This window comes from Halostagnicola sp. A56 (assembly GCF_000691505.1).
Taxonomy (GTDB): domain Archaea; phylum Halobacteriota; class Halobacteria; order Halobacteriales; family Natrialbaceae; genus Halostagnicola.
In genome coordinates, this window is record NZ_JMIP02000013.1 from 24109 (window position 1) to 42301 (window position 18193).

At 64.5% G+C, this 18193-nt stretch carries 19 protein-coding genes; 12 read left to right on the plus strand and 7 right to left on the minus strand.

What is annotated here, in order from left to right; translation table 11 throughout:
- The first annotated feature begins 56 nt into the window (after positions 1 to 56).
- The gene (locus EL22_RS00840; RefSeq protein ID WP_050049708.1) at positions 57 to 995 is read left to right on the plus strand and encodes an A/G-specific adenine glycosylase; all 939 of its coding nucleotides are present in this window, start codon (positions 57 to 59) and stop codon (positions 993 to 995) included.
- A gap of 58 nt (positions 996 to 1053) precedes the next feature.
- Here the strand turns inward: EL22_RS00840 and EL22_RS00845 are convergent, their stop codons facing one another.
- Both EL22_RS00845 and EL22_RS00850 read right to left on the minus strand, forming a co-directional pair.
- Positions 1054 to 1914: a formate/nitrite transporter family protein gene (locus EL22_RS00845; RefSeq protein WP_050049709.1), complete on the minus strand. Its 861-nt coding sequence runs from the start codon at positions 1912 to 1914 to the stop codon at positions 1054 to 1056.
- Between the two features lie 103 nt (positions 1915 to 2017).
- Positions 2018 to 2674 (minus strand): hypothetical protein, encoded by a 657-nt coding sequence (locus tag EL22_RS00850; protein WP_050049710.1) that lies wholly within the window; start codon positions 2672 to 2674, stop codon positions 2018 to 2020.
- Positions 2675 to 2807: 133 nt separating this feature from the next.
- Between EL22_RS00850 and EL22_RS00855 the strand changes: the two genes are divergently transcribed.
- Together EL22_RS00855 and EL22_RS00860 are read left to right on the plus strand one after the other, a co-directional pair.
- Complete coding sequence (locus EL22_RS00855) at positions 2808 to 3392, plus strand: thymidine kinase (RefSeq protein ID WP_050049711.1); 585 nt, start codon at positions 2808 to 2810, stop codon at positions 3390 to 3392.
- Positions 3393 to 3585: 193 nt separating this feature from the next.
- Complete coding sequence (locus tag EL22_RS00860) at positions 3586 to 4152, plus strand: hypothetical protein (RefSeq protein WP_050049873.1); 567 nt, start codon at positions 3586 to 3588, stop codon at positions 4150 to 4152.
- A 22-nt stretch (positions 4153 to 4174) separates the two neighbouring features.
- Here the strand turns inward: EL22_RS00860 and EL22_RS00865 are convergent, their stop codons facing one another.
- From EL22_RS00865 to EL22_RS00880, 4 genes are all read right to left on the minus strand, one after another.
- Positions 4175 to 5857 (minus strand): methylmalonyl-CoA mutase, encoded by a 1683-nt coding sequence (locus EL22_RS00865; protein WP_050049712.1) that lies wholly within the window; start codon positions 5855 to 5857, stop codon positions 4175 to 4177.
- Positions 5858 to 5971: 114 nt separating this feature from the next.
- Positions 5972 to 6574: a GNAT family N-acetyltransferase gene (locus tag EL22_RS00870; protein WP_050049713.1), complete on the minus strand. Its 603-nt coding sequence runs from the start codon at positions 6572 to 6574 to the stop codon at positions 5972 to 5974.
- A 293-nt stretch (positions 6575 to 6867) separates the two neighbouring features.
- Positions 6868 to 7446, minus strand: coding sequence for a DUF2150 family protein (locus EL22_RS00875; protein ID WP_050049714.1), 579 nt, complete (start codon positions 7444 to 7446; stop codon positions 6868 to 6870).
- A gap of 116 nt (positions 7447 to 7562) precedes the next feature.
- Positions 7563 to 8414, minus strand: a complete 852-nt coding sequence (locus tag EL22_RS00880) for a TatD family hydrolase (RefSeq protein ID WP_050049715.1) — start codon at positions 8412 to 8414, stop codon at positions 7563 to 7565.
- A 153-nt stretch (positions 8415 to 8567) separates the two neighbouring features.
- Here EL22_RS00880 and EL22_RS00885 point away from each other — a divergent pair, with 153 nt between their 5' ends.
- From EL22_RS00885 to EL22_RS00920, 8 genes are all read left to right on the plus strand, one after another.
- On the plus strand, positions 8568 to 9740 hold the full coding sequence (locus tag EL22_RS00885; protein ID WP_050049716.1) for a sugar phosphate nucleotidyltransferase: 1173 nt from the start codon (positions 8568 to 8570) through the stop codon (positions 9738 to 9740).
- A gap of 2 nt (positions 9741 to 9742) precedes the next feature.
- Positions 9743 to 11659 (plus strand): glutamine--fructose-6-phosphate transaminase (isomerizing), encoded by a 1917-nt coding sequence (glmS, locus tag EL22_RS00890; protein WP_050049717.1) that lies wholly within the window; start codon positions 9743 to 9745, stop codon positions 11657 to 11659.
- Positions 11656 to 12489, plus strand: coding sequence for an undecaprenyl-diphosphate phosphatase (locus tag EL22_RS00895; protein WP_050049718.1), 834 nt, complete (start codon positions 11656 to 11658; stop codon positions 12487 to 12489). Before glmS ends, EL22_RS00895 begins: the two co-directional genes overlap by 4 nt.
- Before the next feature lie 118 nt (positions 12490 to 12607).
- Positions 12608 to 13312, plus strand: coding sequence for an RNase P subunit p30 family protein (locus EL22_RS00900; RefSeq protein ID WP_050049719.1), 705 nt, complete (start codon positions 12608 to 12610; stop codon positions 13310 to 13312).
- Positions 13296 to 13931, plus strand: a complete 636-nt coding sequence (locus EL22_RS00905) for a class I SAM-dependent methyltransferase (RefSeq protein WP_050049720.1) — start codon at positions 13296 to 13298, stop codon at positions 13929 to 13931. The genes EL22_RS00900 and EL22_RS00905 overlap by 17 nt, the downstream gene beginning before the upstream one ends.
- Positions 13928 to 14407 (plus strand): Rpp14/Pop5 family protein, encoded by a 480-nt coding sequence (locus EL22_RS00910; RefSeq protein WP_050049721.1) that lies wholly within the window; start codon positions 13928 to 13930, stop codon positions 14405 to 14407. Before EL22_RS00905 ends, EL22_RS00910 begins: the two co-directional genes overlap by 4 nt.
- A gap of 4 nt (positions 14408 to 14411) precedes the next feature.
- On the plus strand, positions 14412 to 15173 hold the full coding sequence (gene psmA, locus EL22_RS00915; protein ID WP_050049722.1) for an archaeal proteasome endopeptidase complex subunit alpha: 762 nt from the start codon (positions 14412 to 14414) through the stop codon (positions 15171 to 15173).
- A gap of 253 nt (positions 15174 to 15426) precedes the next feature.
- Positions 15427 to 16152 carry a ribosome assembly factor SBDS gene (locus EL22_RS00920; protein ID WP_050049874.1) on the plus strand — a complete coding sequence of 242 codons (726 nt, stop codon included), beginning with the start codon at positions 15427 to 15429 and terminating at the stop codon, positions 16150 to 16152.
- A gap of 40 nt (positions 16153 to 16192) precedes the next feature.
- Here EL22_RS00920 and EL22_RS00925 read toward each other — a convergent pair whose 3' ends face one another.
- Positions 16193 to 16504, minus strand: a complete 312-nt coding sequence (locus EL22_RS00925; RefSeq protein ID WP_050049723.1) for an FUN14 domain-containing protein — start codon at positions 16502 to 16504, stop codon at positions 16193 to 16195.
- Positions 16505 to 16894: 390 nt separating this feature from the next.
- On the opposite strand from EL22_RS00925, the gene hflX reads away from it, so the two are divergent.
- Complete coding sequence (hflX, locus tag EL22_RS00930) at positions 16895 to 18187, plus strand: GTPase HflX (protein WP_050049724.1); 1293 nt, start codon at positions 16895 to 16897, stop codon at positions 18185 to 18187.
- Positions 18188 to 18193: the final 6 nt, after the last annotated feature.

Sequence of the window (18193 nt, forward strand, 5' to 3'; positions counted from 1 at the left end):
TTCCATCGGTCGCGCGGATCACCACGCCTAAACCGTCGCTTCCCTAACTCCCGGCGATGACAGACGCGCCAGCCGAGCAGGGTCGCCAGACGGCATGGACGCTTCCAGAAGACCTCGAGGCCGTCCGGTCGGCGCTGATCGAGTGGTACGCAGACGACCACCGCTCGTTCCCGTGGCGCGAGACCGACGACGCCTACGAGATCCTCGTCAGCGAGGTGATGAGCCAGCAGACCCAACTCGGCCGCGTCGTCGAGGCCTGGGAGGCGTTTCTCGAACGCTGGCCGACGACGGAAGCGCTGGCCGCGGCGGACCGATCCGATGTCGTCGGTTTCTGGACATCTCACAGCCTCGGGTACAACAACCGGGCGAAGTACCTCCACGAGGCCGCCTGTCAGGTCGAAGCCGAGTACGACGGCGAGTTTCCCGAGACGCCCGACGAACTCGAGGAGCTGATGGGCGTCGGTCCCTACACCGCCAACGCGGTCTCGAGTTTCGCGTTCGACGCCGGCGACGCCGTCGTCGATACCAACGTAAAGCGAGTCGTCTACCGCGCGTTCGATATCCCCGACGACGACGATGCGTTCGAAGCGGCTGCGAACCGACTCATGCCCGACGGCCGGTCGCGAGTCTGGAACAACGCCATCATGGAACTCGGTGGCGTCGCGTGCGAAAAGACGCCCCGCTGTGACGAGGCCGGATGTCCGTGGCGCGAGTGGTGTCACGCCTACCAGACCGGCGACTTCACGGCTCCCGACGTTCCGACGCAGCCGAGTTTCGAGGGGAGTCGACGACAGTTCCGCGGACGCGTGATTCGACTCCTCGGCGAACACGACGAGCTGGAACTCGATACCCTCGGCCATCGAATCCGCATCGACTACACGCCCGGCGGCGAGCACGGGCGGGAGTGGCTTCGAGGCCTCCTTTCGGACCTTTCTGACGACGGCCTCGTCCAGATCGAGAAACGGGACGATCGAACGATCGTTCGCCTTCGATAGGCTGGTTCAGATCGACTGAACTATTTTACCCTGATCGTTTTCGCGTGGGCTCGTCCGATCACTCGTTCTGATTTGCCGCCTCGAAATCGACGTCCTGTTTTTCGCCGGCCAGCGCGACGTGCCCGTAATTTAACAGTCCGACGAACACGGCCCCGCCGACGATGTTACCGATCGTCGTCCAGGCGAGAAAGTGTGCGAACTGGCCGACCGAGACACCCTGTCCAAGGAGGATCGCCGTCAGAACCTCCGTCGTGCCGAGAATGCTGTGATGAAAGGGACCAAACCCGATCACTGCCGTGACGATGAGCACGAACAGGATCCGGCCGACGGTGTCCCGACTGGCCGCCGCGAGCCACGTGACCAGTCCCATGAGCCAACCGGCGATCACGGCGCTCGCAAAGATGACCCACCCCGGGTAGGGGACCAGTGCGGTCGCTAACGTGCCGAACGCGCTCGCGTCGAAAATCCCGAGCGCTGGCCCGACGATCGTAATGAGTCCGGCAAACAGCGCGCATCCGACAAGGTTCGAGGCGTACGTGACTCCCCAGACACGACCGAGTTCCTGCAGGGTCGCTCTCCCGTCGAGCACCGGGAGGATCGCCATCGTCGAGTGGGCGGTAAACAGCTCCGTTTGTCCGATGACGACGAACAGGAACGCGATCGAGGACACGCCGCCGAGCGCCGCTTGCTGGACGAGTCGCGATTCGAACCCGCCGGAATAGGTCAGCACCATCGCCATGAGCATCGCCCCGAAACTCAGGTTGAGCCCCGCGGACAGCCCCGAGAGAAAGACCCCGTTCGGCGGCCGATTGATCTCCTTGAGCGCGCTTTCCATCTCGCGCTCGAGGATCTTCCGATAGGAAAGTGAAGCCCCGGACGGCCCGGTATCCGACGGGTCGGTATCGGACGATTCGGACATTATCTATCTTTACAGACTCCGCGAAGGAACATGAACGTCTGGACTTCGGAAGCCAGACGGCCGTCGCGAGGTCGTATCACGACAGGGACCGGTTGTCAAGCGTTCACGCTTCGAGAGCGGTCCGAAATCGCTGTTGATAGGCCAGAAACGTGACGAGTCCGAACAGCGCGAACCCGATCTGGACGGCCTCGACGTGGAGGACGAACCGGCTCGAGACGAGCGAGATCGGCGGGGAGACGATCGACCAATCGACGAACCAGACCGACGAGAGCAACGCGCTCGCGCCGACAGCGACGAGCACCGCGGGGACGAACCGACACCAGACGGCCGATCTCCCGCGGTCCGGTCGTCTTCCGTCGAAGACTCGCCGTTCGAGCGCGAATCGAGCGAGTAGCGCGACGACGAGAACGACACCCGCGGTGAGAACGCCGCGAGCCCCGCCGATCGACTCCGCCACGAGCAACCAGCACACCCAACCGGCGGTGACGAGCACCGCGGTACAGAGTCGACTCGGCTCGAGGACGTCGCCGCGTTCGCTCGCCGTCGCGCGGAAAATCGACGCTCGCAGCACCGACCCGCAGAAGAGAATCCCGACACCGGCGAGTGCCGTCGCGGCGGTTCGCGTCTCGAGGACAACGAGCAGAAACCACGCGCCAACGGCGAGGGCCTCGATCGCGGTCGAACACGCCGCGGCGGTCATCCAGCGCACCCGCTGTCTCGTCGTCCGTCCGAGGGCTTCAGGGTGACTGATGACACTCATTGCTGTCTTCGGCTTCGGATAGTTGGGGTTTCGTTATGGCATCATTATTACTCGCTGAGCAGTACAAACGACAGCACCGTCCGGACGGCGTGAAGAACAACCCATTTAACGACGGCTTACCCCCTTGAAACCGATGCACGCGATCACGAACGGCGGCTGGATCGAGGTAATCACGGGGAGCATGTTCTCGGGCAAAACCGAGGAACTCCTACGCCGGTTGCGCCGCGCCGAGATCGCCGGACAGGAGGTCGTCGCCTTCACCCCCGCCATCGACGACCGATACGGCGAGACCACGATCGGCTCTCACGACGGCCGCAGCTGGGACGCGACGCCGGTCGACCCCGAAACCGATCTCGAGGCCGTGTTCGAGGCGTGCAACGGGGAGGCGGTCGTCGCGTTCGACGAGGCGAACTTCTTTCCGAACTCGCTGGTCGACGTCTGCGAGCGACTCGCGGCCGACGGTCGGCGGGTGATCGTCAGCGGCACCGACCAGACGTTCCGCGGTGAGCCGTTCGATCCGCTTCCGCACATGGTCGCCGTCGCCGAGTACGTCGAGAAGTTCCGAGCGATCTGTGCAGTCTGTGGCGAGCCCGCGACGCGGAATCAGCGACTCGTCGACGGAGAACCGGCACACATCGATGATCCGACGATCCTCGTCGGCGCGGCCGAGTCCTACGAGGCGCGCTGTCGTCACTGCCACACGCTCCGCGAGGACTGAGCGGTCCGGTTCGAGCCACTCAAGCAGACGAACCTCGAGCAGGCAAGCGTCGATGCGCGATATACGCGCTGTGTGAGTAAGCGTCGGTTATCCGCGTCGGGACTCGAGTACGTGATTGCTACCGTTCGTCGCGTTCCGTGACTCGATCGGAACGTTGGACAGAACTATCAACGGCGCTCTCGTCGCCCAGATCATGCCAGAAATGGAACACGGAGACGACACGTTGTCGACGCTGCTGGTCAAGGAAGCGGTGAGCAGAGGAATGCAGTCGCCGATGCGAGAGCCGATCCTCGAGGCCGTCGAGGAGTCCGAGGGGTCCGGAGCGATGGGAGGGCGGGCGCTCCCGCTGGCGGGCGGCCTGGTCGGCCTCGGCGTCGCGATCGGCTACCTCCTGGGCAGCAGCGAGTTAGACACCGACGAGACGCCCCTCGAGGACGTCGAGGCACCCGACGCGCTCGAGGACGTAGTCGAGGATTCGGGCGAGTCGATGGCCGAGATGGAGTCGGAGATGGACGAGACGGGAGGCTCGAGTCGACTGCTGCGGCTCGGACTCTTGATTGTCGGCGTCGTCGGACTCGAGTTGCTGCGTCGTCGCCGGTCGGGTGAAGACGAGGAGTGGGAACCGATCGAGGAGTTCGAACCGGCGACGAGCGCGACGTTTGACGACGAGGAAGAAGACGAAAAAGCGGACGAAGACGAGGACGAAACGGCGGCCGATGAAGACGCTGAGGCGCAAGCGAACGAAGAAACCGAAGAATAACTGGCTCGGCGGTTCGAACCGTTCACACCGCGCCGGCGGCCTGATACTCGCCGAACTCCTCGCGCATGACGTTACAGATTTCGCCGACGGTGGCGTAGGATTTGACGGCGTCGATGATGTACGGCATGATGTTCTCGTCGCCGTTTGCCGCCCCGCGAAGCGCCTCGAGCGTTTCCTCGACCGCGGCCTCGTCTCGGTCGGCGCGGGTCGTCTCGAGACCCTCGACCTTCCGGCGCTCGTCTTCTTCGGTGACCTCCTCGACGTCCATCGCTGGCTCTTCGTCGACTTCGAACTCGTTGACGCCGACGATGATCCGCTCTTTCTCCTCGATTTCGCGCTGTCGGTCGAACGCCGTGTCCTGGATCTGACGCTGGACCCACTGCTGTTCGACCGCCTCGAGCATCCCGCCGCGCTCGTCGACCTCCTCTAGGATGTCGTAGGCTTCGGATTCGACCTCGTCGGTAAGCGATTCGACGTAGTAACTGCCCGCGAGCGGATCGATCGTATCCGCCGCCCCCGACTCGTGGGCGAGGATCTGCTGGGTCCGCAACGCGGTTCGAACGGACTCTTCGGTCGGGAGCGCCAGCGCCTCGTCTTTCCCGTTCGTGTGGAGGCTCTGGGTGCCGCCCAGAACCGCGGCGAGCGCCTGGTAGGCGACTCGAACGACGTTGTTCTCGATCTGCTGGGCGGTGAGCATCGAGCCCGCGGTCTGGGTGTGGAACTTGAGCTGCTTTGATTTCGGATCGTCGGGATCGAACCGCTCGTCCATGATATCGTGCCACATGCGCCGAGCGGCCCGGAACTTCGCCACCTCCTCGAAGATGTTGTTGTGGCCGTTGAAGAAAAAGGAAAGCTGTGGCGCGAAGTCGTCGACATCGAGACCGGCGTCGATGGCCGCCTCGACGTACTCGAGTCCGTCGCCGAGCGTGAACGCGAGTTCCTGGGCGGCGGTCGCACCCGCCTCGCGGATGTGATAGCCTGAGATCGAGATGGTGTTGAACTTCGGCGTCTCGGCGGCGCAGAACTCGAAGATGTCCGTGATGATCCGCATCGACGGCTCCGGCGGGTAAATGTAGGTGTTTCGGGCGATGTACTCCTTGAGCAGGTCGTTCTGGATCGTCCCCCGGAGCTCCGAGCGATCGACGCCCTGCCGGTCGCCGACCGCGATGTACATAGCCAGCAGGACGGACGCGGGCGCGTTGATCGTCATCGACGTGCTCACCTCGTTGAGTGGAATCCCGTCGAAGACGGTGAGCATGTCGTCGATCGAATCGATCGCCACGCCGGCTTTGCCGACCTCCCCCGCGGCCATGGCGGCGTCCGAGTCGTAGCCCATCTGGGTCGGCAGGTCGAAGGCCATCGAGAGCCCGGTCTGGCCCTGCTCGAGCAGGTAGTGGTAGCGCTCGTTGGTGTCCTCCGGCGTCGAGAAGCCCGCGTACTGTCGCATCGTCCAGAGGCGTCCCCGGTGGCCGGTCGAGTAGACGCCGCGCGTATACGGCGGCTCGCCCGGATAGCCGAGGTCCTCCTGATAATTGAGGTCGGCGACGTCCTCCGGCGTGTAGAGCCGGTCGACTTCCTGCCCGCCCGTGTCGGTCGTGAACGTCTCCTTTCGTTCCCCGAATCGCTCGACCACGGGCTCGACCGTCGACTCCTCCCACGCGTCGCGCTCCTCGCGGATCGTCTCGAGATCGTCAGGATCGAACATTATAGATATCGATGCCCGGGTGGGGCTTGAAAGTTGATAATTGCGCGTCTGTTGCCGACCCCGATTCGATCCGGACTCCCCGTCCGGATGCGACGGGGAATCCGCCGTTGCGTGTCATCGTCCTGTATCATACTTGTAGGTGGCCGACTCCGAATCGATACCGAAATCCTCCGGTGACTCGGTACTTGACTCCGTCGATCCGTCGTGTTCGCTCGCTCGCTTGAACGCCTCCCTGAGCCGGTCCGGAAGGTCGAACGATTCGACGGCGAGCGCGAGCGGGACCGCGTCGGGATCAATGCCATCGCGCTTCTGTGCGAGTCTGTCGACCAGCGGTTCCGGAAGCGCGCTCTCGTCGATTCGCTCGAAACCGAACTGCCGGAGGTAGTCCGATTCGCTCGTCAGCGCGTAGACCGTCACGAACCCGTCGTCGCCCGCGTACTCGACTAACCGTTCGATGATGTGTGCGCCGACGCCTTGGCCGCGCCAGTTCTCGAGCACGCCGATGCTCGTGAGTTCACAACACTCGGATCGCTCGTCGTCCGCACTCTCGTCGATCTTGTGCACGCGGATCCGGGCGAACCCCGCTTTCGATCCCGACTCCTCGTCGATCGCGACGACGTAGTCTCGAGAGCGAAACGACGTTTCGTCGAGTCCCATCGACTCGATGTGATCGAGAAGCCAGACCTCTTCCCTGTTTTTCGCGTCTCGGACGTACATGAATCCACGTACGCGATGGGGTCCCTAAAGCATTTGTGGGGTGTCACGAATTCCAGACGTATCGAGAGGTCCCGACGAGCGGCTTTCCGATCGCCGTCGACGGACGACTCCGGCGACGGGGCTCCGAGGGCCCCATCGAGTAAACTGTCACAGCCGCTACCGGGTAGCTCGAGCGCTCGAGCCGACTGTCGGCACTCGACCTCGTTACGTGGCCAGTCACGAGTCGTTCTGCGGAGAATCATCCCCGTGTCCGCCTCCAAGACGGGCGAGTCGGACTCAGACGGCGGCGGCCGTCACTCGTCCTCTTCGACGACCTCGGGGTCGCTCATCGCGCTCTGTAAGCTGTCCAGCCCGTTGATCCACTCGGTGACGAGGCCGTACTCGAGCTCTTCGGCCATCGTCATGTCGAGTTCCTCGCCGTCGATGATCAGCGTCCCGGCCTGTGCCGCGTAGCCCAGCGCCGCGTCGAGGTCCTCTTCGGATTCGGCGTCGGCCGCCGCGCCGACGTAGTCGTCGACGGTGCCGTCTTCGGCCGGCCCGTCCGCGATGTACTCCTCGGCGGCGAAGAAGACGCAGACGAGACTCGTCTGGACGCCGTCGACGAGGATCAGTTTCTCCTCGTCCGCCAAGTCGACCTCCGAGAGCACGATGTCGCGGACGTCCTGAATCTCCTCGAGTGCGGTCTCCTGATCGATCTCCCCGTCGTCGTAGGCCGCGACGATTTTCGCGACGGCGATCGCCGTGTCGTCCTGCAGATTCAACAGCAGGCGCGCCGAATCCTCGTCTTCCGGATCGATCTCTTCGTCTTGAATGCGACCGATCCAGTTTTGCCATCGTTCCGCTGAATAGAACTCCGTCGGGGGATTGCTCATACTCACACCTACACCGGCCGCTTGAAATGCCTTTCTCTACATGGGTCAGTACGCGGAACCGTTTCGATGCCGATTTCGGACGGCTCGAGGCGTTAGGCGTCTCCGAGGGTCGAAACCTACGCGTCCGAGAGCGTCGCAACCGTATCGATTCCGTAGACGCGCTCGGGCGTCTCGATGTGGGCGATCCGAACCGCCTCCTCGTGTCCCGTTTCTCGGAGCCAGCGGACGCGTCGGGGGACGGTCTTGGGACCCAGCACCGCACCTGGTCGATCGGGGTCGTCGACGAAGTCCGTCTCCATCAGGAACGGTTCGCCGCGTTCGGCCGCGGTCTCGAGCCGGTCTTTCTCGCTCATCACGCTCGGCGTCGGCCCCTCGAGACGGCCCGCCGCGTAGTGTTTGACGACGCGGTGGGCAGGCAGTCCGGCGTCTTCCGCCCACGCGGCGACGTCCGGCATCGACTCGCTCGCTTCGGTGTGTAGCTGGACCGCACACTCGAGGGAGCCACCGTGATCGAAGGCGTGTCGCATGACCTCGTTCGAGGCCGCCCAGACGGCGTCGTCGACCTCGTAGTGCGGGCGGCCGGATTTCAGCGCCAGGGCGTCGCCCGACGCGACGTACTCGGCCGCGAGGTCGATGCCGCCCTGCATGATGTCGCGCGCGTCATCGGGCGCGTACCCGCGTTCGTCGACGAGCCGCGAGACGAGTCCGGGGTGGACGCCGAGGATCGGCCACGCCCGCCCGTCGAGCACGTCCGAGGCGGCTTCGACGACCTCGAGCGTCCGCTCGAAGACCGGACGAAAGTCTTCGCCGTCCTCCGCTTCGACGCCGAGATACCACGAGGGTTTGTTGACGACCAGCAAATGCGTCCCGCCGAGTCGGGCGAAATCCTCGACGGCGTCGATACCCCGTCCGTGATCCGGATCCAGATGCATGTGGTTGTCCAGAACCGGCGTGTTCGCGTCGATCATACGCGACACTGGGCCTCCGCGAGGGAAAACGCACCGACTCGGAGCGGACCTCACTCGGCCTGAAGCTCGATTCGACGCGTGCGGCCGACACTCCGTTCGACCGGTGCGTTCAACCAGTAGACATACACCACAGGCGCTCCTCCGATCGAATCAATGACCGTTCGATCCGCGATCGTGCTGGCCGCGGGCGAGGGTATGCGCCTTCGACCACTGACCAGACACCGGCCGAAGCCCATGTTGCCCGCCGCGACGAAACCGATACTCGAGCACGTCTTCGACGAACTCATCGGGGCCGGTATCGAGCGGCTGACGGTGGTCGTCGGCTATGGGCGAACCGCCGTCCAGTCCCATTTCGGTTCGACCTATCGAGACGTTCCGATCGAGTACGCGATACAGGACAAACAACTGGGAAGCGCCCACGCGCTGGCGGCTGCGTTGCCGACCGCAGACGAACCGTCGCTCGTCGTCAACGGCGATCAGCTGATCGACGCGTCGATCGTCCGGGACACGATCGAGCGCCACGACGAGTCCGCGGACGGTACCATCGGCGTCGTCGCCGCGAGCGACGTCACGGAGTACGGCGGCGTCATCGTCGACGCGGACGGTACTGTCACTGAACTCGCCGAAAACCCGACCGACGAGCGGTGTTATCGGCTGAACGCGGGCGTCTACGTTCTCGAGCCGACGACGATCGACATCGTGACGTCGGTCGACTCGAGCGAGGGGGAGTACTCGCTTCCCGACGGCCTCTCCTTGCTTCTCGAGCGCGGGGAGACGGTCAACGCGGTCGAAACCGAAGGGATGTGGATCGACGCGACGTACCCGTGGGATCTCCTCACGGTCGCCGAAACGCTGTTCGACACCGGAACTGTCGAGAGTACTGTCGCCTCGACCGCGCAGGTACACGAGTCGGCGACCGTCCGCGAGCCGGCGATCGTCTCTCCCGACTGCGTGATCGGTCCGGGCGCCGTCGTCGGTCCCTACGCTTCGATCGGTGACAACGTCACCGTCGGTTCGAACGCGACCGTCGAGAACAGCGTCCTCGACTCGGATACCAGAATCGGATCGAACGCGACCGTCCTCGATTGCGTGACCGGCCGCGGCGTCGAAATCGGCCCCGGATCCGCCGTCGTCGGCGGTCGAAGCGACGTCCGTGTCGGGACGGCCGTCCACGAGGGACAGCGACTGGGCGCGCTGCTGGCCGATCGGGCGACCGACGACGGGGGCGTCACGTACGCTCCCGGAACGATCGTCGGCTCTGCGGTGACGATCCACGCGGGGCGGACAGTTCGCGGATCGATCGAGTCCGACACGGAGGTTCGGTAGGAATGTGTGGGATCATCGGCTACGTTGGCTCGGCCGAGCGCGACGCCCCCGACGCGATCGACGTGTTGCTCGAGGGACTCTCGGAACTCGAGTACCGCGGGTACGACTCCGCGGGCGTCGCGCTCGCCAACGGCACGCTCGACGTTCACAAGGCCGAGGGGGAACTCGAGGCGCTAACCTCGTCGCTGTCGACCGAATCGCTTCGCGATCCGGCCGTCGGCATCGGCCACACACGCTGGAGCACGCACGGGCCGCCGACGGACGAAAACGCACACCCACACACCGACGCCGAGGGCCGCGTCGCCGTCGTTCACAACGGTATCATCGAGAACTACCAGACGCTGCGCGACGAGCTCGCCGCCGACGGCGTGACCTTCGAGAGCCAGACCGACACGGAAGTCGTCCCACACCTGATCGCGCGCTCCCTCGAGTCGGGAGACGGCGACGATGGGGACGAGCGGTACGATAGCGCCGATCACAAGCGGGCGTTTCGTCGAGCGATCGACCGCCTCGAGGGAAGCTACGCGATCGCGGCGGTCTTCGAGGGCGAAGAGACGGTGTACGCGACGCGGAAGGATTCGCCGCTCGTGCTCGGTATCGACGACAGTGACGGAGGTGCTGTGGCGACAGACGGCAGCGATGCAGTTGCGGCGACAGACGGCGACGGCTCGACGGGCTACTTCCTCGCGAGCGACGTCCCGGCGTTCATCGAGTACACCGACCGCGTCGTCTACCTCGAGGACGAGGAGTTCGTCCGCCTCGACGCCACGGGATGGACGGTCTCCGATTCGGACGGTGTTCCCCTCGAGAAACCGGTCCAGACCGTCGACTGGGACGCCGAAGACACCGGCAAGAGCGGTTACGACCACTACATGCTAAAGGAGATTCACGAGCAACCCTCGTCACTCAGACAGTGTCTCCGTGGACGGGTGAACGAACTCCAGGGCACCGTCACGCTCGAGGAACTCGACGCGCTCGTCGATCGCGAGTTCGCCTCGCCGGTGCGATTCGTCGCCTGTGGAACGTCCTATCACGCCGCCCGCTACGGGGCCTCGCTGTTACAGCGGCGGGGGACGCCCGCCACGGCGACCATCGCGAGCGAGTTCACCACCGATCGCGTGCCGGTCGCCGACGGATCGCTCGTCGTCGGCATCACCCAGAGCGGGGAGACGGCGGATACGTTGCGCGCGTTACGAGAAGCACAGACCGCCGGCGCGACGACGCTTGCCGTGACCAACACCGTCGGCAGCTCCGCCGCTCGAGCGGCCGACCACGCGCTTTACATCAGGGCCGGGCCGGAGATCGGCGTCGCGGCGACGAAGACGTTCGCGAGCCAACAACTGTCAGTATCGCTGCTGAGCGCCGCACTGACCGACCGCGCTTCCCACGAGGAGGTCCAGTCGCTGCGTCGTGTCCCCGATCAGGTCCAGACGGTACTCGACACCTCGAACGCGCGGGCGATCGCCGCCGAACTCGTCGGCGCTGGAGCGTTTTTCTTCATCGGTCGCGGACTCAACTACCCGGTCGCGCTCGAGGGCGCGTTGAAGTTCAAGGAGATCACCTACGAACACGCTGAAGGGTTCGCCGCCGGCGAACTGAAACACGGGCCGCTCGCGCTGGTCACCGAGGACACCCCGGTCTTCGCCATCGTGACTGGTGACGGGGAAGTCGCCCGAAAGACGATCTCGAACATCAAGGAAGTCGAGGCTCGCGACGCACCGGTGGTCGTCGTCACCGACGGCGTCTCGGACGTCGAGCGGTACGCGGATTACGTCCTCGAGATCCCAGAAACCGACGAACGCGCCGCCGCCGTCCTCGCGAACGTCCAGTTGCAGCTCATCGCCTACTGGGTGGCCCACGAGATGGGCCGATCGATCGACAAACCGCGGAACCTCGCCAAGAGCGTGACCGTCGAATGACCGGCTACTGGGACCTCCTGATCGCGATCCTCGCCGGCATCGTCCAGGGAGTCGTCGAGTGGTTGCCGGTCTCCTCGCAGGGTAACCTCTCGCTGTTTCTCACGCTGTTCGATATTGCGCCGGATCACGCCCTGCAACTCGCGCTGTTCTTGCAGTTCGGAACGACGCTCTCGGCCGCGGTTTACTACCGAGGGGAGATCCGCGAGAGTCTCGAGGCCGTCCCCCGCTGGCGACCGCGGACGGCGTTTACCGGACAGAACGCGGTGACGACGTTCGTCGTCGTCGCGAGCATCGCGACAGGAGCGATCGGCCTGCCGATTTACTTCCTCGCGATCGACGTCGCGAGCGAACTCAGCGGCGGTCTGTTCATCGCCGCCATCGGCGTCCTCCTCGTGGCCACCGGCGCGCTGGAACTGGCTTCGAAATCGGTCGACTTCGCCGAGCGAACTGAACCCACGCTCCGGGACGCCGTGATCGTGGGCGGGGTACAGGGATTCTCGATTCTGCCCGGCGTCTCGCGGTCGGGCGTCACGACGAGTACGCTGCTCTTTCGCTCCTATCGGGCTCCCTCGGCGTTCCGACTCTCCTTCCTGCTCTCGATCCCCGCGGGGATCGCTGCTGGCGTACTGACCTACGTCACCGAGGGCGGGATTCCGGGCATCGGCCTCGAGATGGCGGCCGTCGCCGTCCTCACGAGCGCGGTGGTCGGCTACGCGACGATCGGCCTCTTGATGCGGGTCGTCGAGCGCATCCCGTTCTGGATCGTCTGTTTCGGCCTCGGCGGTCTGGCCATCGTCGGCGGCGGTGGCGTGGCGCTACTCACCGCGTGACCCTTCCTCGCCGTAAACGGCCGAGTCTTCTCCGTGTCTGGCCACCCCTCCGACGCGACATCCACGACTGCCGTTCGTAAACGCAACTTCCAAGTTTTCGCCGCCGCAGAGCCTGCGTATGTACGAGGGCGCCCACGCGCGACCCGACGGCCCGAGCACCGTCGCTCGAGTGGTACAGACCGCGAGAGCGTACGGGTTCGAGGGCGTGGTCGTCCGAAATCACGACGACTCGAGCGCGGAGTACGACGCCGACCGCATCGAGGCCGAGTACGGAATCGACGTGGTCGACGGCATCGAGATCAGGGCCGACTCGCCCGATCAGGCCAGCGGCTCGGTCGGCCACTATCGCTCCTCGAAAACCATCCTCGCGATTCACGGCGGCACGAACGAGATGAATCGGTTTGCCGTCGAAAACGAGAAGGTCGACGTGCTCGCTCACCCGGTCGCCGGAAGCGGCGACGTCAATCACGTGCTCGTCAAAGCAGCCGTCGAAAACGGCGTCAGACTCGAGTTCAATCTCGGTGCCGTCCTCCGGAAGAGCGGCGGCCGGCGCGTCCGAACCATCCAGTCGCTTCGAAAGCTCCGCGAACTCGTCGACTACTACGACGCGCCCTACGTCGTCAGCGCCGACCCCGCGTCCCACCTCGAGTTCCGCGCGCCGCGAGAGTTGCGTGCGCTCGGCGAGCAACTTGGCGTCTCCGGGGCGTGGATCGAGGCGGGCCTCGAGGAGTGGCGGGTGCTCGCCGAGCGAAACCGAACGATCCAGTCCGATTCGTTCATTGAGCCGGGGGTCGAACGTGGACACTATGAAGAAGAGTCTTGACGAACACGCCGCGCGCTTCGACGAGATCGCGAGCGAGTACGACGACGACAAATCGCCCGAGTACAGGGCCTGTGCGGATCTCGTCGTCGAGCACGCCGCCCCGGATTCCGACGATGTCGTCCTCGATCTCGCGACCGGAACGGGCGCGATCGCACTCGCGCTCGCACCCGACGCCGAGCGGGTCGTGGGCCGAGACATCAGCGAGGGAATGCTCGAGCAAGCCCACGCGAACGCCGACGAGCGGGGCGTCGAGAACGTCTCGTTCGCGAGCGGCTCCTTTCGAGAGCCGGAGTACGACGGATCGGTCGATATCGTCACGTCGAACTTCGCGATGCACCACCTCGCGGATGCGGAAAAGCGCGAGGCGGTCGAGGTGATCGCCTCACTCGAGCCTCGTCGGTTCGTCCTCGGCGACGTGATGGTCTTCGACGAGCCCGACCCCGACGAACCGTTCTACTCGCCCGAGGTCGACGATCCGGCAACCGTCGGCACCCTCGCCGACGCGTTGACCGACGCCGGATTCTCCCTGACCGCGGTCGAGCGAGTCCACGGACAGGTCGGCGTCCTCGTCGCCGAGCGACCGGAACCGGCGCGAACGGCGCCCGCGAACGACAGATGAAACATCTGCCGAAACACCTCAGGCCCCGGTGGCGCTATCTCGCGGTCGAACTCGAGACCTGGCCCGACGCGACGATCGATCGGCGAGCGTTCCAGCGCGACCTCTGGTACGCGGGGCAGAATCTCCTCGGCGATCCGGGAAGCGCGGACGCCGAACTCTCTGTCGTCAGGTTCGAGTTCGGCGACGGGATCGGCGAATCGATCGTCAAAGTCCGACGCGGGGAGACGGAGTCGGCGAGGGCGGCGCTCGCCTGTATCGACCGCATCGACGGCTTTCCCGTGGGTATTCGGGTCACTGGGATCAGTGGCACGATCCGTGCCGCTGAAGAAAAGTTTTTAGGTAAACGCGGGCAAGTCCCGGCAGAGAGAAACGTCGTGTTTGAGAACGCTGAGCGAGTCGCAGTCGGACGAAACGCCACCGCGGATATCCGGCTCGACGACGCGTTCGTCGGCGCGACAGACCTCGATTTAGTGTGATACTATGCAGGGACAAGCCCAACAGCAGGCGTACGACCGAGGCATCACGATCTTCTCGCCCGACGGCCGACTCTACCAGGTCGAGTACGCCCGCGAGGCGGTCAAACGCGGAACGGCGAGTATCGGCATTCGAACGGAAAACGGCGTCGTTCTCGCGGTCGACAAGCGGATCCCGTCCCCGCTGCTCGAGGACTCGAGCGTCGAAAAGATCCACAAGGCGGACGATCATATCGGCATCGCGAGCGCGGGGCACGTCGCCGACGCGCGACAGCTGATCGACTTCGCCCGTCGCCAGGCACAGGTCAACCACCTGCGCTACGGCGAGCCGGTCGGCGTCGAAACGCTGACCAAAAACGTCACCGATCACATCCAGCAGTACACTCAGGTCGGCGGCGCACGGCCGTTCGGTGTGGCGCTCATCGTCGGCGGCATCGAGAACGGCGAACCGCGCCTGTTCGAGACCGACCCATCCGGAACGCCCTACGAGTGGAAGGCACTCGCGGTCGGCGCGGACCGGGGCGAACTCCAGAACTACTTAGAAGAGAACTACGACCCCGAAGCGGATCTCGACGGCGGCATCTCCCTGGCGCTCGATGCACTCGCATCGGTCAACGACGGCGGACTCCTGCCGTCCGAAGTCGGCCTCGCGACCGTCGACGCCGAATCTGAGTCCTTCGAGCAGTTCGGTCTCGACCAGATCGAGACCCACCTCGAGGAGAACGACCTCCTCGGCGAGGAAGACGCCGACGAAGCAGACGACGAGTAACGCAGCCGCCGATTTTCGTTTTCCCGTGACACCGAACCGCTCCAGTTAACCGGGAACGAACAGCGTCGGCACCGTCTCGAGCGGCGGTTGTCGGATATCGGAGCGGAGGATATACCCGAGCCTCGAGTCATCGAATCGATCGCGTGGCGTCGTGGTTCATCCGGACCCTGAGTACCACACCGTCGAAATCGACGGACAGGAAACCGTCGACGACGACAAAAGCTCTTTTACTCGGCCGGAGGTAAGCACTGGTATGATATCACTCGACGAGGCGGTGACGGCGCGACTCGAGTCACACGGGGCGCGGTTCGAAGTGCTGGTCGACCCCGATGCGGCCCTCGAGATCAAACGCGGCGAGTTCGACGACGAACTGGAAGACTACATCGCCGCCGAAGACGTGTTTGAAGACGCCTCGAGCGGCGATCGGCCCGCCGAAAACGATCTCGAGACGGTGTTCGACACGACGGATCCGCTCGAGATTATTCCGGAAGTGATCGAGAGAGGGGAGATCCAGATCACGGCCGACCAGCGCCGCGAGATGCAAGAACAGAAACGAAAACAGCTCATCACGACGATCACGCGAAACGCCATCAATCCGCAGATGGACGACGCGCCACACCCGCCCGAGCGGATCGAGAGCGCGCTCGAGGAGGCCGGGTTCACCGTCGATCCGATGGAACCGGTGAGCGAACAGGTCGACGACGCGCTCGACGCGTTGCGACCGGTGATTCCAATTCGGTTCGAGGAGGTTTCGATCGCCGTCCAGATCCCGGCAGAGTACGCTGGCAGCGCGCAAGCGAAGATTCGCCAGTACGGCGACCTCGAGAGCGAAGAGTGGCAACCCGACGGGTCGTGGATCGGCGTCGTGACGTTCCCCGCAGGCCTGCAAAACGACTTCTACGACGTCGTCAACGAGAACACGAGCGGCGAAGCGGAGACGCAGGTCGTCAAGGACAAAGACGATCTCCGGACGCGATAACGGCTCGAGGATACGAGTACTGTGCCCCTAGTACGGCCGACTACGCACGGTAGTAGCCCAGCAGAAAGCCGCTCGCGAACCCGACGCCCACGGTGGTCGTCGAGACGATCGATTCGATCCAGTTGGCTCCTTCCTGTGCCCGTTCCTGCGTCTCGAGTAGACCGGCGCTGAGTCGGTCCCAGTCGACGGTCACGACGCCGTTGGACTCGAGGTAGCGAAAGACGACGAGTTCGACGCCGACGATAACCGCGACGAGTTTCGCGACGGTCTTGACCGCGAAGCCGATCAGCCCGCCGAGAACGGCGCTCGCGGCGAACTCGAACCACATCGACGTCGGATCGATTTCCACCATCGATCGACCGGAGGGGGCCGGTGATCAAAGCAGTTGTGGTACGTGACATTCGAGAGTCGACGATAGTCTGCGTGTTCGCGTCTCGAGTATCAGCACGCTGTGATTGGTTGAAGGTTGATACGTTCCATGTGCTGGGACCGAACAACCGATGGAGAACGGATTGGGGCTCATACATCCGCAAAGAGAGCGGTCGGTGCGTCGGGAGACGCCACGGGATTCAAGGCGATTGGACGCGTAGGGGAGCGTATGACTCCCATAGCGTCAATCGGGGTGACTGGCGGGCATCTCTAGTCGTTCCGAGCGCCAGTCGCGGTTCTGGACCACCGCTCGAGCGCGACGAGCACCCGTGCCGCCGATCCACGACCGCTCGGAGGGGATACACCTACTCGCATGAAGGCACTTATCGCAAAGCGGATCGATTCGGGCACGCCGGACACGACGGAGATACGAGATCTCGCGCGGGCCGCGGGGTACGACGTCGTCGGGGAGATAACGCAGTCTCGAACGGCCGACGCCGCGTTACAGCTTGGGGAGGGGAAAGCACACGAACTCGCCGACGAAGCTCAGGCGACGGGCGCGAAGACGGTAATCTTCGACAATCGGCTCGGGCCGTATCAGATGTACAATTTGGGGAAGTTGCTCCCCGAGGGTGTCGAAATCCTCGATCGATTTACGCTGATCCTCGAGATCTTCGGCCAGCGAGCGCAGACCCGGAAGGCCCAACTGCAGGTCGAACTCGCGGAGCTTCGGTACGAACTCCCGCGGGCGGAAGCCAAGACGAGTCTGGCAAAGCGCGACGAGCATCCCGGTTTCATGGGGCTGGGCGAGTACGACGAGAGCCGCGAACAGGACATCAAAGCCCAGATCAGCCGGATCAGAGACGAACTCGAGCAGATCGAGCAGACCGAACAGCACCGACGCGAGCGGCGTCGCGCCTCCGGCTTCGACCTCGTCGCGCTCGCGGGCTATACGAACGCCGGAAAATCGACACTCCTTCGCCAACTCGCCGACGATCTGGCCGTCGACGAGAACGAGGAACTCCACCCGGATCTTGATTCGACGGCCGAGTCTCAGGATCGGCTCTTTACGACGCTCGGGACGACGACACGCCGGGCCGACCTCGAGCCGCGGGACGTCCTCGTGACGGATACGGTCGGGTTCATCAGCGACCTTCCCCACTGGTTGGTCGAGTCGTTCAAGTCGACGCTCGATTCGGTCTACCGCGCCGACCTCGTCTTGCTCGTCGTCGACGTCAGCGAACCGATCGACGAGATACACGAAAAGCTCGTCACCTGCCACGACACGCTCTACGAACGCAACGAGGCGCCGATCGTCACCGTTCTCAACAAGATCGACGCCGTGAGCGAAGCGGAACTCGAGGAGAAAGCCGCCGCCCTCTCGGCGCTCGCGCCGAACCCGGTCACCGTCAGCGCCCGCGAGGGGACGAACGTCGACGAACTGCTCGAGCGGATCGACCGAGAACTTCCCGACTGGGAGCGCGAACGGCTCGTGTTGCCGATGACCGACGACACGATGAGCCTGGTCTCGTGGATCCACGACAACGCGAACGTCGAGGACGTCACCTACGGCGACGAGGACGTGCTCCTCTCGTTCGAAGCGCGACCGATGGTGATCTCGCAGGCACGCTCGCGGGCGAGCGAACTCGAGGCGGCCTCAGCCTGACCCCGT